Source organism: uncultured Plantibacter sp. (assembly GCF_963518075.1).
GTDB classification, from domain to species: domain Bacteria; phylum Actinomycetota; class Actinomycetes; order Actinomycetales; family Microbacteriaceae; genus Plantibacter; species Plantibacter flavus_A.
Window position 1 is genome coordinate 63,245 of record NZ_CAUQHZ010000015.1, and the last position, 15,422, is coordinate 78,666.

14 protein-coding genes are annotated in these 15,422 nt (G+C 70.0%); 11 read left to right on the forward strand and 3 right to left on the reverse strand.

Annotated elements, in window-relative coordinates:
- Positions 1-17: 17 nt before the first annotated feature.
- The gene (locus RWN05_RS15790; RefSeq protein ID WP_153303444.1) at positions 18-665 is read right to left on the reverse strand and encodes a hypothetical protein; all 648 of its coding nucleotides are present in this window, start codon (positions 663-665) and stop codon (positions 18-20) included.
- 140 nt (positions 666-805) lie between these two features.
- On the opposite strand from RWN05_RS15790, the gene RWN05_RS15795 reads away from it, so the two are divergent.
- The 9 genes from RWN05_RS15795 (at position 806) to RWN05_RS15835 (ending at position 10,385) form a co-directional block, all read left to right on the forward strand.
- Positions 806-2,089 carry a sensor histidine kinase gene (locus tag RWN05_RS15795; RefSeq protein WP_153303443.1) on the forward strand — a complete coding sequence of 428 codons (1,284 nt, stop codon included), beginning with the start codon at positions 806-808 and terminating at the stop codon, positions 2,087-2,089.
- A complete protein-coding gene (locus tag RWN05_RS15800) occupies positions 2,086-2,775 on the forward strand; it encodes a response regulator transcription factor (RefSeq protein WP_079002666.1) in 690 nt (229 codons plus the stop codon). Before RWN05_RS15795 ends, RWN05_RS15800 begins: the two co-directional genes overlap by 4 nt.
- Positions 2,776-2,976: 201 nt before the next feature.
- Positions 2,977-4,020, forward strand: coding sequence for an N-acetyl-gamma-glutamyl-phosphate reductase (gene argC / locus RWN05_RS15805; RefSeq protein WP_079002665.1), 1,044 nt, complete (start codon positions 2,977-2,979; stop codon positions 4,018-4,020).
- Positions 4,017-5,186, forward strand: coding sequence for a bifunctional glutamate N-acetyltransferase/amino-acid acetyltransferase ArgJ (gene argJ, locus RWN05_RS15810; RefSeq protein WP_079002664.1), 1,170 nt, complete (start codon positions 4,017-4,019; stop codon positions 5,184-5,186). The genes argC and argJ overlap by 4 nt, the downstream gene beginning before the upstream one ends.
- Positions 5,187-5,188: 2 nt before the next feature.
- A complete protein-coding gene (argB, locus tag RWN05_RS15815; RefSeq protein ID WP_153303442.1) occupies positions 5,189-6,094 on the forward strand; it encodes an acetylglutamate kinase in 906 nt (301 codons plus the stop codon).
- Complete coding sequence (locus RWN05_RS15820; protein WP_314140248.1) at positions 6,091-7,275, forward strand: acetylornithine transaminase; 1,185 nt, start codon at positions 6,091-6,093, stop codon at positions 7,273-7,275. Before argB ends, RWN05_RS15820 begins: the two co-directional genes overlap by 4 nt.
- 35 nt (positions 7,276-7,310) lie before the next feature.
- On the forward strand, positions 7,311-8,252 hold the full coding sequence (gene argF / locus RWN05_RS15825) for an ornithine carbamoyltransferase (protein WP_314140249.1): 942 nt from the start codon (positions 7,311-7,313) through the stop codon (positions 8,250-8,252).
- A gap of 69 nt (positions 8,253-8,321) precedes the next feature.
- Complete coding sequence (gene argH / locus RWN05_RS15830; RefSeq protein ID WP_314140250.1) at positions 8,322-9,752, forward strand: argininosuccinate lyase; 1,431 nt, start codon at positions 8,322-8,324, stop codon at positions 9,750-9,752.
- 15 nt (positions 9,753-9,767) lie between these two features.
- Positions 9,768-10,385, forward strand: a complete 618-nt coding sequence (locus RWN05_RS15835; RefSeq protein WP_314140251.1) for a DNA-3-methyladenine glycosylase — start codon at positions 9,768-9,770, stop codon at positions 10,383-10,385.
- A 9-nt stretch (positions 10,386-10,394) separates the two neighbouring features.
- Here RWN05_RS15835 and RWN05_RS15840 read toward each other — a convergent pair whose 3' ends face one another.
- Positions 10,395-10,994: a hypothetical protein gene (locus RWN05_RS15840; protein ID WP_071262286.1), complete on the reverse strand. Its 600-nt coding sequence runs from the start codon at positions 10,992-10,994 to the stop codon at positions 10,395-10,397.
- The gene (locus tag RWN05_RS15845; protein WP_314140252.1) at positions 10,991-11,623 is read right to left on the reverse strand and encodes a DNA-binding protein; all 633 of its coding nucleotides are present in this window, start codon (positions 11,621-11,623) and stop codon (positions 10,991-10,993) included. The genes RWN05_RS15840 and RWN05_RS15845 overlap by 4 nt, the downstream gene beginning before the upstream one ends.
- A gap of 168 nt (positions 11,624-11,791) precedes the next feature.
- Between RWN05_RS15845 and tyrS the strand changes: the two genes are divergently transcribed.
- Entirely contained in the window at positions 11,792-13,102 is a 1,311-nt protein-coding gene (tyrS, locus tag RWN05_RS15850) for a tyrosine--tRNA ligase (RefSeq protein ID WP_314140254.1), read from the forward strand.
- A gap of 43 nt (positions 13,103-13,145) precedes the next feature.
- Positions 13,146-15,053 carry a PQQ-binding-like beta-propeller repeat protein gene (locus RWN05_RS15855; protein WP_314140255.1) on the forward strand — a complete coding sequence of 636 codons (1,908 nt, stop codon included), beginning with the start codon at positions 13,146-13,148 and terminating at the stop codon, positions 15,051-15,053.
- The last annotated feature ends 369 nt before the right edge of the window (positions 15,054-15,422 follow it).

Genomic DNA, 15,422 nt, shown 5'->3' on the forward strand with positions numbered 1-15,422 from the left:
TATGAGATAGAACGCCGTTAGGGGCGCCCCTGAGATGACTCGGCTGCATGTGAAACCCGTTCCGTGGTGTCAGGCGCGGGCGCGGAGCTCCGGAAGACGGCGGCGTACACCGGGCCTGCGACGAACCAGATGGCCGTGATCGCGACGAGCTTGATGATCATGCCCCAGATGACGTCCTCGTTCGCGAGGGCGAAGGACGCGGGGACCCTCCAGCCGATCATGGCCTGCATCGCGAGGAGCCCGGTGATCGCGATCACGACGGCGAGGACCACCCGACGCCACTCCGACCAGGCGGCACGGATGTACGCGGGACCGGACTTCGGCTTGGGCCGCGGTGCTAGACCGCCCGCGAACCGGTGTGCGAACCAGACGTCCGCCTTCGTGATGAGCGTGTGTCCGAACGCCACCGTGAAGCCCAGGTAGATGGTCGCGAGGAGATGCGTGACGTTCGGCTCCTCGCCGGCCGCGAGGTCGATCGCGGTCAGGACGAGGAGGACGAGGTCCACGACCGGTACACCGATCAACATGATCGCGCTGAGCCGGCGCCGCCGGAGGAGGTAGCGGGCCGCGAGCCCGCCGAAGAGGAGGATCCAGAACGCGGCCTCCGCGCCGAGGATGGCCCAGATGAGCGGGCTCGTGCCGAAGAGTTCAGTGAAGCTGTCCATGTTCCGATGGTGTCGCGGGATGATGCCGTGCCACATCGACCGTGCTGCTGATCCTCCGGCGACGGGGTCAGCGGAACTGCGTACGCGGGTTCGTCCCTCCGACGCTCGCGCCGCGCGGCTCGAGCTGATGTGATGGAGGCATGGCTGCTCTCGAAGGACCGCGCGCATGGGTGGGTCGACACCGGGAGCCGGTCATCACCTCGGTGTGCGCAGCCATGGGACTCCTGTTCGCCCTCCTCGGGATCCATGTCCCCTGGGGGACGACCGTGTCGGAACCGCCGCTCCTCCTGACCCTCGTCTTCCTCACGGCCATCCTGGCGGTGCACCTGCTCCGCCGCCGACGCCCGTTGACCACGCTGGCCGTCGGCATCCTGATCGCCCTCGCCGAGGCGCTCACCACCGGAGGCAGCGGCCTCGGGATGCTCATCGTCGTGTCCGACCTCGCCTACGCGGCGGCGCTCTACTCGCGGTCCCGGGTCATCGACGTCGCCGCGTTCGCCTGCACCGCGCTCGCCGTCGTGTCGGTCGGTGTCTTCGCGGTGATCTGGTTCACCGACGACGTCGAGGCCGTCACCCGGCTCGGTCGCGGAGTGGTCCTCGGCTCGCTCATCATCGTCCCGGTCATCCTGGCGAGTTCGATCTGGTACGGCAGGATGGTCCGGTACCCCCGCCTCGAGGCCGAACGCCAGCGCGAGCGCGCGGACACGATCGCCCAGGCAGCGGCTGCGCTCCGGCAGGACGCCGTGACCCGTGAACGGCTCGAGCTCAGCCGGGAGCTGCACGACGTCATCGCCGGTCACCTCTCGGCGATCGCGATGCAGTCGGCGGCGGCCCTGGAACGACGCGACGGCACCGACCCGGTGGCGCTGCGGCGCAGCCTCGCACTCGTCCGGACCAGCAGTCTCGACGCGCTCGCCGACATGCGCACGATGATCGACGTGCTCCGCGGTGACCAGTCGGCCGACGACCTGACCCAGGCTCCGGACCGACTCACGGCCGAGTCGGTCCGCCGCGCAGTCGAGGTCGCGCGTGCCAACGGGCTGGAGGTGGAGGTCCAGGCACCGGAGGACGCGGCGCTCGCCGAAGTCCCCGCGCAGACGTCGATCGTCGGCCTCCGCACGCTCGTCGAAGGCCTGACGAACACTGCGAAGCACGCACCGGGAGCAGCCGTGCGGGTCGAGGTCTCGCTTCCACCCGGCGCCCTGTCCGTCACGCTCAGCAACCTGATGCCGACGGCGGCCACGTCTTCGGTGCTCGCCGGGTCCGGTGGGGTCGGCCTCGTCGGCCTGGCCGAGCGGGCACGTCTGGTCGGAGGCGACCTCGTCGCGGGGCCGGACGGTCCCGACTGGCGGACGGCGCTCACCGTGCCGACCCTGGCGTCGCCGGTCACCCCCGCGGTCGTCACCGCAGGAGGGGCGTCATGACCATCTCGGTCCTGATCGCGGACGACCACGCGGCCGTCAGAGCGGGTCTGGGGGCGCTGCTCGACGAGCCGGACGACATCCAGGTCATCGCCGAGGCGGCGGACGGGGAGGCCGTCGTCGCGCAAGCCGTGCGACACCGACCGGACGTCGTGCTGCTCGACGTCCAGATGCCGCGTGCCTCCGGGATCGACGCGATACCGGCCATCCTCGCCGCCGTCACCCCGCCGCCGAGCATCATCATGCTCACCACCTTCGCCCTCGACCGGTACGTCGACGAGGCGCTGGCGGCGGGGGCGAACGCCTTCCTGGTGAAGACGGTCTCCGCTGCCGGTCTCGTCGATGCGATCCGACGAGTGCATGCGGGCGAGGCGGTGCTCGCGCCGGAGGTGACCCGCCGAGTCCTCGAACGTCTCGCCGCGGCCAGAACTCCGGTCGCGCCGGCACCGGCTCCGGAGCACCCCGGTCTGGCCACGCTGACACCGCGGGAGCGTGAGGTCCTCGAGCGACTGCGCGAGGGCCTGAGCAATGCGGGGATCGCGACCGTGCTGGGGCTGTCGGAGGCGACGGCCCGGACGCACGTGTCCCGGATCCTCGTGAAGCTCGACGCGCGGTCGCGGGTGCAGGCGGCGCTCATCGCGGAGCGGGCTGCGCCGGGCGCGGATTCGTCGGCATCCTCGTCGTCGTAGTACGCTCTCGACATGGCACGTTTCCAGGCACAGGGTTCTTCGCGGGCGATCACGCTCCGCGCCCTCCGCCGTCCCGTGTCCGCACGCGCTACCGCAGAGCGACGATAGGCGACCCCGGTGCTCGCACGGTCCAGGTGATCGTGCCGTCGTCCAGGAGTCGCCGCCTCCGCCCCTCGAGCGTCCACTCAATAAGGTAGAGCCATGTCCTTCTCTGTAGCGGTGGCCGGAGCATCCGGCTACGCAGGAGGCGAGCTGCTTCGGCTGCTCGCCGACCACCCCGACTTCGACGTCAGGACGGTGACCGCGCACGCGAACGCCGGTCAACCGCTCGTCGACCACCAGCCACACCTCCGCTCCCTCCGGCATCTCGTCCTCGAGGCGACGACGCCGGAGGTGCTGGCGGGACACGACGTCGTCTTCCTCGCCCTGCCGCACGGCAAGTCGGGTGAGGTGACGGCACCGCTTCCAGCGGAGACCCTCGTCGTCGACTGCGGAGCCGACCACCGGCTCGTCGACGAAGCCGACTGGGACGCGTTCTACGGCGGCGACTACTTCGGCGCCTGGGCCTACGGCGTGCCGGAGCTCCAGACGTCCACCGGTCGGGGGCGCGATGCTCTCGTCGGCGCCAAGCGGATCGCCGCTCCCGGATGCAACGCCAGCACGGTCGCCTTATCCCTCGCGCCCGGCATCGCCGCGGGGGTGATCGAGCCGCTCGACCTCGTCTCCGTGCTCGCCGTCGGGCCGTCCGGTGCGGGGAAGAGCCTGCAGGTCAACCTGCTCGCGAGCGAGGTGCTCGGCACGGCCAACCCCTACGCCGTCGGCGGAACCCACCGGCACATCCCCGAGATCACGCAGAGCCTCCGGGCGGCCGGTGCCGATCGCGCCTCCATCTCGTTCACCCCGGTCATCGTCCCGATGTCGCGCGGCATCCTGGCCACCTCGACGGCACGCATCGTCCCGGGCACCACGGCGGCAGCCGTCCGCGAAGCCTGGGAGACGGCCTACGCCGACGAACCGTTCGTCCAGGTGCTGCCGGAGGGCTCGTTCCCACGGACGGCCGACGTCCTCGGCGCCAACACCGCGTTGATCGGACTCGCCGTCGACGAGACGGTGGGACGGGTCGTCGTCGTGACCGCGGTCGACAACCTCGTGAAGGGGACCGCCGGCGCGGCGATCCAATCGGCGAACATCGCGCTCGGGCTCCCCGAGACGACCGGCTTGAGTGTGAATGGAGTGGCACCGTGAGTGTGACAGCAGCAGCAGGATTCCTCGCGGCGGGCGTCGCCTGCGGCCTCAAGACCTCCGGGGGCCTCGACCTCGCGGTGGTCCACAACGTCGGTCCGCTGCAGCACGCGGCGACGGTGTTCACGAGCAACCGGTGCAAGGCCAACCCGGTCCTCTGGAGCGAGCAGGTCATGCAGGACGGCATCGTCTCGGCGATCGTCCTGAACTCCGGCGGCGCGAACTGCTACACGGGGACGCGCGGTTTCCAGACGACGCACGCGACCGCGGAGGCCGTCGCCGAGCGTCTCGCGATCTCGGCCGGCGACGTCCTCGTCTGCTCCACGGGGCTCATCGGCGAACAGCTCGACCTCGACAAGCTGACCGCAGGCGTGTGGGACGCCACCCGCGCGGTCGCCGGCCAGGACGGTGCGAGCGAAGCGGCCGGGCTCGCCGCGGCGACCGCCATCATGACGACTGACACGAAGCCGAAACAGGCCGTGCGGAGCGCGGACGGATGGACCGTCGGTGGCATGGCGAAGGGCGCGGGCATGCTCGCCCCCGGGCTCGCGACGATGCTCGTCGTCATCACGACCGACGCCGTGCTCGAGCCGGCTCAGCTCGATCAGGCGCTCCGCAGCGCGACCCGCGTCACCTTCGACCGCCTCGACTCCGACGGCTGCATGTCCACGAACGACACGGTGTCGCTCCTCGCCTCCGGGTCGAGCGGCGTCACCCCGGAGCTGTCCGCCTTCACCGAGGCGCTGACGGAGGTCTGTCGCGACCTCACCCTGCAGTTGCAGGCCGATGCCGAGGGCGCGGCCCACGACGTCGCGATCGAGGTCGTCGGCGCGGTGTCCGAGGACGACGCGGTCGAGGTCGCCCGCGCGGTCTCCCGCAGCAACCTCTTCAAGGCGGCCATCTTCGGCAACGACCCGAACTGGGGCCGGGTGCTCGCGGCCGTCGGGACCACGGGCGCAGAGTTCGACCCGTACGGGATCGACGTGGCCATGAACGGCGTCCAGGTGTGCACGGCCGGCGAGCCGGATCAGTCGCGCGACCTCGTCGACCTCTCACCGCGCGCCGTGCACGTGCTCATCGACCTCCACGCCGGCGACACGGGTGCCACCATCTGGACGAACGACCTCACGCACGACTACGTGCACGAGAACAGCGCCTACGCGAGCTGATGATGACCCAGTACCGAGACAACTCTCCCGAGGAGGCGGCGATCAAGGCCGCCACCCTCATCGAGTCCCTTCCCTGGTTGAAGACCTTCCGCGACCAGACGATCGTCGTGAAATTCGGTGGCAACGCGATGGTGAGCGACGAACTCGCGCAGGCGTTCGCCGAGGACATGGTCTACCTGCGCTACGCGGGGCTGAAGCCCGTCGTCGTGCACGGTGGTGGCCCGCAGATCTCCGCGATGCTCGAGCGGCTCGACATCCACAGCGAGTTCCGCGGCGGGTACCGGGTCACGACGCCCGAGGCCATGGAGGTCGTCCGGATGGTCCTCACCGGTCAGGTCAACCCCGAGCTCGTGGGGCGGATCAACGAACACGGCCCGCTCGCCGCAGGACTGTCCGGCGAGGACGCGGGCCTGTTCGGCGGACGTCGTCGCTCGATCGTCGTGGACGGCGAGACCGTGGACATCGGGCTCGTCGGCGACGTCGTCAGCGTCGACCCGACCTCGGTGCAGGCCTACCTCGACGCCGGCAACATCCCGGTGGTCTCCTCGATCGCCCCCGACCTCGACCAGCCCGGCCAGACGCTCAACGTGAACGCCGATGCGGCCGCCGCGGCGCTCGCCGTCGCACTCGGTGCCGCCAAGCTCGTCATCCTGACCGATGTCGCCGGGCTGTACAGCGACTGGCCCGACCGCGACTCGCTCGTCTCGCAGATCACGACGAGTGAGCTCCGAGCCATGCTGCCCTCGCTCGAATCGGGCATGATCCCGAAGATGACCGCCTGCCTCGACGCCGTCGACGGCGGGGTCGCCAAGGCTGCCATCATCGACGGCCGCGTACCCCACTCCATCCTGCTCGAGGTGTTCACCCAGAACGGCTCAGGCACCGAGGTCGTCCCGGAGGACTCATGAGCGACTGGAAGAGCCGCGTCGACCGCGACATGATGCGCACGTTCAACACGCCGATCGCCATGCTGACGCGCGGTGAGGGATGCCATGTCTGGGACGCCGAGGGCAACCGCTACCTCGACTTCCTCGCGGGCATCGCGGTGAACGCACTGGGACACGCGCATCCGGCGTTCGTCGGTGCGATCACGCGACAGGCGGGCACGCTCGCGCACGTCTCCAACTACTTCTCGAGTCCGCCGCAGCTCGAGCTCGCGGCCCGACTCAAGCGTCTCGCCGGAGCGGACGAGGGCGGCCGGGTGTACTTCGCGAACTCCGGTGCCGAGGCGAACGAGGCGGCGTTCAAGCTCGCCCGACTCAACCACGGCGACGGATCGCGGACCCGCGTGCTCACCCTGGAGAACTCCTTCCACGGGCGGACCTTCGGCGCGCTGGCCCTGACCGGGAAGCCCGCCCTGCAGGAGGGGTTCCACCCGCTCCCGGGCGGCGTCGAGCACATCCCGACCACGATCGAGGCACTCGAGGCGGCGATCGACGACCGGGTCGCCGCGCTGATCCTCGAACCGATCAAGGGCGAAGCCGGCGTCATCGACCTGCCGGAGGGCTACCTCGCCCGTGCCAGGGCACTCACCGAGGCACACGGCGTGCTGCTCATCATCGACGAGATCCAGACCGGGGCCGGTCGGACGGGGGAGTGGTTCGCGTTCCAGCGGGACGGCATCGTCCCGGACGCGATCACCGTCGCCAAGGGGATCGGCGGTGGCATGCCGATCGGCGCCCTCGTCACCTTCGGCGCCGCCTCCGAGCTGTTCGGACCCGGCCAGCACGGCAGCACCTTCGGCGGCAACCCGCTCGCGACCGCGACGGCGAACGCGGTGCTCGAGGAGATCGAGCGCGCCGGTCTCGTGGAGAACGCCGCCGCGCGCGGTGAGCAGTTGCGGGCCGTCATCACCGCCATCGGTTCCCCGCTCGTCGAGGAGGTCCGCGGACACGGGCTGCTCATCGGCATCGGCTTGAGCGCCCCGGTGGCGGCCGAGCTGTCTGCTGCTGCGTTCGACCGTGGGCTCATCATCAACGCCCCGAACGCGACGAGCATCCGGATCGCGCCGCCGCTCATCATCGGCGACGCAGAGATCGACGAGTTCACCTCCCTCTTCCGCGCGGCGCTCGACGCCGTCCAGGCCTGACCGGCCATCGACCCACACGAACAGGACCACCAGCCATGACCCGTCACTTCCTCCGCGACGACGACCTCAGCCCGGCCGAGCAGGCCGAGATCCTCGACCTCGCCACCGAACTGAAGCGCGACCGCTGGTCTCGCAAGCCGCTCGAAGGCCCACAGACCGTCGCGGTCATCTTCGACAAGTCCTCGACGCGGACGCGCGTCTCCTTCGCCGTGGGGATCGCCGACCTCGGCGGATCACCGCTCATCATCTCGACGGCCAACAGCCAGCTCGGCGGCAAGGAGACGGCCGCCGACACCGCTCGCGTCCTCGAACGTCAGGTCGCGGCGATCGTCTGGCGGACCTACGCCCAGTCCGGTCTCGAGGAGATCTCGGCCGGGACGACCGTGCCCGTCGTCAACGCGCTGTCCGACGACTTCCACCCGTGCCAGCTCCTCGCCGACCTCCTCACGATCCGCGAACACAAGGGCCAGCTCGCCGGTCTGACGATGTCGTTCTTCGGCGACGGAGCGAGCAACATGGCCCACTCCTACCTGTTGGCCGGCGCGACGGCGGGGATGCACGTCCGTATCGCCGCCCCGGCCGAGTTCGCCCCGGCTGCGGACGTCGTCGCCGACGCGGAGCGCATCGCCGCGACGACGGGCGGCTCCGTGCTCGTGACCACCGACCCCGACACGGCGGCGGCGGATGCCGACGTGATGATCACCGACACCTGGGTCTCGATGGGCAAGGAGGACGAGAAGGCGCAACGCGTCGCCATCTTCGGCGGCTACCGGGTCGACCGCAGGCTCATGGGGCTCGCAGCGTCCGACGCCGTCTTCATGCACTGCCTGCCCGCTGACCGCGGCTTCGAGGTCGAGGCCGAGGTCATCGACGGGGCACAGAGCATCATCTGGGACGAGGCGGAGAACCGCCTCCACGCGCAGAAGGCCCTGCTCGTGTGGCTGCTCGAGCAGCAGCACGCCGGCTCTGCGGCCTGACCCTTCCCCGGCTGCGGCCGACCGACCAGTCCGGAGTGCTCCGGACGCCAGCAGTACAGGAGGCCCATCGTGGCAGATCAGCAGAATCGAGCAGGCGAATCCGGGGCCCTCTGGGGTGGGCGCTTCGCGAGCGGCCCGTCACCGGAACTCGCCCGTCTGAGCAAGTCCACGCAGTTCGACTGGGTCCTCGCCGCATACGACATCGCGGGCTCCCGTGCCCACGCCAAAGCGCTCGCGTCGGCGGGGTACCTCGACGAGGACGAACTCGGTGGGATGCTCGCAGCCCTCGACGTCCTGGACGCCGACGTGGCCGACGGGAAGTTCGTCGCGGCGGAGAGCGATGAGGACGTCCACTCGGCGCTGGAACGCGGGCTCGTCGAACGGGCCGGCAAGGAACTCGGTGGGAAGCTGCGTGCCGGTCGGAGCCGGAACGACCAGATCGCCACGCTCGTGCGCCTCTACCTCATCGATCACGGACGGGTGATCGCCCGCGACGTCATCCACCTGATCGACGCGATCGTCTCCCAGGCCGAAGCACACCCGGACGCGGTGATGCCCGGCCGCACGCACCTGCAGCACGCCCAGCCGGTGCTGCTCGCCCACCAGCTGCTCGCGCACGCCTGGCCGCTCACCCGCGACCTGGAACGGCTCCGCGACTGGCTCGCCCGGGCGAGCGCATCGCCCTACGGTTCTGGAGCGCTCGCCGGGAGCTCCCTCGGGCTCGACCCGGTGCTCGTCGCTCACGAGCTCGGGCTCGACCGGCCGACGGAGAACTCGATCGACGCCACCGCCAGCCGCGACGTGGTCGCCGAGTTCGCGTTCATCACCTCGCTCATCGGGATCAACCTGTCCCGGTTCGCCGAGGAGATCATCGTCTGGAACACCCGCGAGTTCGGGTTCGTGACCCTCGACGACGCCTACTCGACCGGCTCGAGCATCATGCCGCAGAAGAAGAACCCCGACATCGCCGAACTCGCCCGCGGCAAGTCCGGGCGACTCATCGGGAACCTGACCGGGTTGTTGGCGACGCTGAAGGCGCTGCCGCTCGCGTACAACCGCGACCTGCAGGAGGACAAGGAGCCGGTGTTCGACTCCGTGAACCAGCTCGAGGTGTTGCTGCCGGCGTTCACCGGGATGGTGGCGACGCTCCGCTTCGACACGGCACGGCTGCGCGAGCTCGCACCTGAGGGGTTCTCCCTCGCGACGGACGTCGCCGAGTGGCTCGTCAAGCAGGGTGTGGCCTTCCGCGACGCGCACGAGATCAGCGGCGAGCTCGTGCGGTACTGCGAGGAGCGCGGGCTGGCACTCGACGAACCCGACGACGCGGCACTGGCGGGTGTCTCGGAACATCTCACGCCGGCCGTGCGGAGCGTCCTGACCGTCGACGGCTCGATCGGTAGCCGACTCGGCGCCGGAGGGACTGCGCCGGAGCGGGTCCAGGACCAGCTCGTGACGCTCGTCGGGCGGGTGGGCGCGCTGTCGCAGGCCCTCTCGCTCTAGACGGGGCGGGGTCCGATGACGACGGCCGGTCCGCTGCGGGCGGTGACCTCGGGATCGGCCCTCGAGGTCGCGCCCGCGCTGCTCGGAGCGGTGCTGTCCCACACGACACCGGAGGGCACCGTGTCGGTCCGTCTCACCGAGGTCGAGGCCTATCTCGGGGTCGGCGCGGATCCCGGATCCCATGCGCACCGTGGTCCGACCCCGCGCACGAGTCCGATGTTCGGTCCGCCCGGGCATCTGTACGCCTACTTCAGCTACGGCATGCACGTGTGCGTCAACGTCGTGTGCTCACCCGTCGGCACGGCGTCGGCCGTCCTCCTGCGTGCCGGCGAGGTCGTCGCGGGCCTGGAGCTCGCGCGGCTGCGACGCGGTGAACGGGTGCCGGATCGCGACCTGGCCAGAGGACCGGCGCGGCTCACCGTGGCGCTCGGGATCGCGCTCGACCAGTCGGGTGACGACCTCGCCGAGCCGCCCTTCGATCTGCGCTTGCCCGAGCGCCCGCTCGCCTCTGCGGCCGGTCCGCGGACGGGCGTCAGCGGGGTCGGTGGGGGAGCCGCCTACCCGTGGCGGTTCGTGCTGCCGGGGGAGACGACCGTCTCGCCCTACCGCCGCTCGCCCAGGGCCGTGGACTGATCCGCCGACTCAGCCTCGCGCGAGCAGCAGGATCGACGCCACCCCGGCAGCCCAGAGGAGGCTGGCGAGCGAGCCGATGATGAACCGCTCGCGCGCCTCGGCCGAGTCGAGTTCGGTGAGGCGTCCGACACCCTTCACCGCGACGATGACCGCGATCGCCTCCGGATAGCCGGAGAACAACGCGGCGACGAGGGCGAGCCGTTCGAGGATCCCGATGGCGGTCCCGCCGCGCAGCACTTCGATCGGACGTCCGACGACCTGCGAGGCGCTCGGGTTCCGGCGCTCCACGAGGATGCCGCCGTGGATTCCGGGGGCGACGCTGCCCTTCGTCGCGAGGGTGAGGACGAAGGAGGCGACCGGACCACCGCCGGCGACCGCGACGGCCAGGACGAAGACGCCGAGGAGCACGAGTGCAGGACCGGTCGGCGGGACCGAGGGGACGAGCGCGATCAGGATGGCCCCGACCACCATGAGGGCCGCCGCCACGACCATGAGACGATCCGCGAGACGCGCGCTCAGCATCCGGGCCAGCAGGAGGAAGACGAGCGCGCTTCCGAGGAGGCCGATGACGGTCGGCCAGGTGATGGGCGTGAGCGTGACGAGGTTCATCGCTCGTCCTTTCGGTCGTCGGGGTGGTGCACGGAGGCGTCCTGGTCGAGCTTCGCCAGGAGGCGGATGAGCGCGGTGGTCGCCGCGGCTTCGGCTCGGACTCCGGCGGCCGCGACCCGGCGACTGACCGAACTCTCGGTGATGCCGAGTCGTGCCGCGGCCTCGGACTGGGTCGCGCCGGCCGCGAGCAGGTCGGCGACCTCCCATCCGCCTTCGGTCCTCCGATCGCGGAGGTGGAGGAGGAGCACGATGAGCGCTTCGACATCGGCGCCGCCCTGCTGGTCGGCCGCCTCGAGCGCGAACCGGAAGGGCGCCCGTTTGGCCCGAGTGACGGCCTCTCTCGCAGCGTAGAAGGCCTGACCGGTCGCGGCTCGGGTGGAATCGGGGAGCGGACGTCGGACGTCGCCTTGTCCGATGCCCACGCTCCAGCCGCGATCCCGGAGGAGGTCGAACGCGATGGCGAGCGCGATCTCGGCGTCATCGGTGGCGAGCTGGAACTCGTCCCCCGCCGTGCGTTCGGCCTGGAGGAGCAGGCGGTCCGCGAACCGGTCGTTGATCGAGTCGATCACATCGGCGGCGCGATCAGGGCCGGTTCGGCTCGCGATCTGATCGACGGTCAGCACGTACACGGCTCTCCTCCCGGCGGTGGCTCGGTTCGATCACCCTAGTCGCAACGTGTAGGTATTTCCACAACTCCGACGAATGAGAGGAATTCCTGCACATCACGATCGCCGCGATCGCGTCGGTGCCGATGCACCCGATCCAGCCGCCGATCCTGCGCTGATAGCCTTGCAAGCGTGTCGAACCTCGCTCTTCCTGACCAGCGCAACGATCCGACCTTCGAGGACGTCTGGGACGAACTCGTCTGGCGCGGGCTCGTCCATGTGTCGACGGATCAGCAGGAGCTGAAGCGTCTGCTCGGTGGAGCGCCGATCACCTACTACTGCGGGTTCGACCCGACGGCTGCGAGCCTCCACCTGGGCAATCTGGTCCAGCTGCTCGTCATGCGTCGGCTGCAGCTGGCCGGACACCGCCCGCTCGGGCTCGTCGGCGGTTCGACCGGCCTCATCGGCGACCCACGACCGACCGCCGAGCGTACGCTGAACACGCCGGACACCGTCGCCGAGTGGGTGCAGTCGCTCCGGGCGCAGATCGAACGCTTCCTCAGCTTCGAAGGCGACAACGCCGCACGCATGGTCAACAATCTCGATTGGACCGCGCCGCTCTCGGCGATCGACTTCCTGCGGGAGATCGGCAAGCACTACCGCGTCGGCACGATGCTGAAGAAGGACGCGGTCAGTGCCCGCCTCAACTCGGAGGCGGGGATCAGCTACACCGAGTTCAGTTACCAGATCCTCCAGGGGATGGACTACCTCGAGCTGTACCGCGAGTACGGCTGCGTCCTGCAGACCGGCGGGAGCGACCAGTGGGGCAACCTCACGAGCGGCACCGACCTCATCCACCGGGTCGAGCGGGCGACCGTCCACGCGATCGGGACCCCGCTGATCACGAACTCGGACGGCACGAAGTTCGGGAAGAGCGAAGGCAACGCGGTCTGGCTCGACCCGAGCATGACGAGCCCGTACGCGTTCTACCAGTTCTGGGTCAACACCGACGATGCGGACGTCATCGCCCGGCTGAAGGTGTTCACGTTCCTCGATCGGGTGGAGATCGAGCGACTGGCGGCCGTGACCGAGTCGGAACCGTTCAAGCGGGAGGCGCAGAAGACCCTCGCCTACGCCGTCACCGCGCTCGTCCACGGGGTCGCCGCGACGGATGCGGCCATCGCCGCGTCGGCCGCGCTCTTCGGTCAGGGCGATCTGGACGCACTCGACGCGGACACGCTGCGGTCGGCCGTCACGGAGTTGCCGAACGCGCGGGTGACGGCGGAGACCCTCGTCATCCAGGCGCTCGTCGACACGGAGCTGTGTTCGAGCCTCGGTGAGGCTCGACGCGCGGTCGCCCAGGGAGGCGTCTCGGTGAACAACCGCAAGATCGACGACGTCGACGCCACTCTGGACGACCGGTTCCTCACGGGCGGGGTGGCCGTGCTGCGCCGCGGCAAGCGCACCCTCGCCGGGCTGTTCCTCGACGGAGCGCCCGCCTGATCCGCCGACGACGGCATCGTCGTCGTCATCGAACCTGAAGGGGATGCTCCGAGTGCAGCTCTGCGAGGCGTGCGGGACCGAGATCGTCGACCGTCGCGACGGTGTGTGCCCGAGTTGTGGGGCCATGCTGCCGCTGCGCACGGGCGAGCTGTCGACGGTGCAGACGCCGGCCGAGGCCGAGGCGGCGGACGAGCCGGAGCGGGCGGACGAATCCACGGACGAGCCCGAGTCGGAGGCTCCGGGCGAGCGGCCGACCACGTCCGACCACGGCGACCTCCTCGAGGCGCATGCACTCCGCGTCGAGACCGGCGCCCCAGCAGCGGAAGCCGATCGACTGCCGTCGCCGGACGTCGACACGATTGAGCCCACGAACCCCGGTACCGCGACGTCGATCGCGCCGAGCGCGGTGCCGACACAGGTCCCGGATCCCGAATCCACCAACCCGGCGCCGGCGCAGGCGTCGACTCCGCTCCCGGCGACAGCCGCTGCGGACGAGCCGGCTTCGGCAAGCTCCGCGGGGGAGGCACCTGGGGAACCGACCGCGCCCCGTGCCCTCTGGCACCCCAATTCGTTGCCCAGCAGGGTCAAGCGGACCCCCTCGCGACGCCGATGGTTCATCCTCGGCGGATTCGCACTCGCCGTGGTCGCTGCGATCGTCGCGGTCGTGCTCATCGTGGTCGCGGCCGTTCCCCACCGCGTCGAGGGGCTCGCGCTCCTCCGCGACCTCCCGACGAAGCCGACCGTCGGAACGTGGGAACTCGCGCATCCGCTGGATGACGAGGTGCCCGCGGGCGACGAGCTCTACCTCAACGGGTACACCGCGAGCCCCAACACCGCGCTGCTCGTGTGGTCGACCGACCGGCCACTGGATCAGACGACGCTCGACGACGCTCCGGGCGAGACGGTGGTCTCCCTGGTGAACACGGCGAACGGCCACACGCTCTGGGACCGTCGCGTCACCGAGCTCTCGCCGGAGTTCGACCGGTTCGACGCACCGGTGGTCGTCTCCCCACCGGATGCGGCCGCGATCGTGCTGAGTCAGGGAGACCTCATGGTCGCCGTGAGCCGTCGCGACGGGCACGTGGTGTCCACCTCGCAGGAGCACTCGAGTGTCGAGGGGATCGGCTTCGCCGACTTCGCTGCACCGGCGGCGTTCGTCCCGGGTCTCGAGGGTGACCTGCTCATCTCGTCGACCACGGCCGACGGCACCGGGACGGTCGGCCGCTATCGGTCGACGGACCTGACCGACCCGGTCTGGGAGGTCAGCGGTGACGCCGGCGAGCGGGCGACCACCGCGGGCGACAAGCTCTTCTACGACGGTGCGGTCTACTCGCTCGACGACGGATCGACCATCGACTGGCAGGGCGACCTCTCCTGGTACTACCAGCAGGTGGGCGGCGATCTCGTCGCGATCGACTACTCCGGCAACGACACCACGATCCGCGGGGTGGACGACCGCACCGGCGCCGAGCGCTGGAAGGCGACCGGGGCACTGCCGGTGGTGCTCGACGCGAGCGGACTGTTGGTCGTCGCCGACCAGTCGGGGGAGCGGGTCCGCCGCCTCGACCCACGATCCGGCGAGGTCGAGTGGCGCAGCGGACTGACGAGCACCTGGGACGGCGCCTACACCGTGGGCGACACGATCATGCTCGGTGACGGCGACGGCGGATACACCGGGGTCGGCGCTCGAGACGGTGAGATCCGGTACGAGGAGCGGGACGCCGAGGGCAGCCTCGTCGGATACAGCGACCGGACCCTCCTGCTGACGCTCGACGACACGCTCGTCGGCATCGACGCGACCACGGGCGAGCGCAGTTGGTCGGTCGACTCCGCCGGAGACGAGTACTCGTTCACCGCCTGGGGCGGAAGCCCGCTCGCCGTCGCGACGGTCGTCGCGGCCGGTTCCGGCTCAGCGGCCGTGCTCGGCATCGGTGACGCTGATCGGGACTGAAGCGCGTGGATCCGGGCGACACGCCCGGGATGCAGCGAGGATTTGCCAGCCCCTGGCGGTCTGCGTAAAGTAATCACTCGTCACCCCAAAGGTGCGGGAAGCGGAAGAGCTTCCCGGCCTCAAGTGGGACTGATACCCAGCCAAAAGCGGAGCATCTCCACGTGAGTCAAACTCACACTTGAGATCGTCTCACTTCAAGACTAGGTTGGAACTTCCCAGCTCTCGGGTCATCGAAGCGGTGAGGATTGAGCGGACTCCGGTCCACGCAGATCAGCTCCTGGTTCGACTTGACAAGAACCGAAGAAGTGGTAAGTTAGAGAAGTTGCCCTGCAGGGCGGTCGTGATGGCCAAAGGCAGGAGCATCCGATC

What these genes read in the sequence shown, in the direction of transcription:
- RWN05_RS15790 (WP_153303444.1), bottom strand. Translation starts at nt 665, where the DNA reads ATGGACAGCTTCACTGAACTCTTCGGCACGAGCCCGCTCATCTGGGCC.
- RWN05_RS15795 (WP_153303443.1), top strand. Translation starts at nt 806, where the DNA reads ATGGCTGCTCTCGAAGGACCGCGCGCATGGGTGGGTCGACACCGGGAG.
- RWN05_RS15800 (WP_079002666.1), top strand. Translation starts at nt 2,086, where the DNA reads ATGACCATCTCGGTCCTGATCGCGGACGACCACGCGGCCGTCAGAGCG.
- argC (WP_079002665.1), top strand. Translation starts at nt 2,977, where the DNA reads ATGTCCTTCTCTGTAGCGGTGGCCGGAGCATCCGGCTACGCAGGAGGC.
- argB (WP_153303442.1), top strand. Translation starts at nt 5,189, where the DNA reads ATGACCCAGTACCGAGACAACTCTCCCGAGGAGGCGGCGATCAAGGCC.
- RWN05_RS15820 (WP_314140248.1), top strand. Translation starts at nt 6,091, where the DNA reads ATGAGCGACTGGAAGAGCCGCGTCGACCGCGACATGATGCGCACGTTC.
- argF (WP_314140249.1), top strand. Translation starts at nt 7,311, where the DNA reads ATGACCCGTCACTTCCTCCGCGACGACGACCTCAGCCCGGCCGAGCAG.
- RWN05_RS15835 (WP_314140251.1), top strand. Translation starts at nt 9,768, where the DNA reads ATGACGACGGCCGGTCCGCTGCGGGCGGTGACCTCGGGATCGGCCCTC.
- RWN05_RS15840 (WP_071262286.1), bottom strand. Translation starts at nt 10,994, where the DNA reads ATGAACCTCGTCACGCTCACGCCCATCACCTGGCCGACCGTCATCGGC.
- RWN05_RS15855 (WP_314140255.1), top strand. Translation starts at nt 13,146, where the DNA reads ATGCTCCGAGTGCAGCTCTGCGAGGCGTGCGGGACCGAGATCGTCGAC.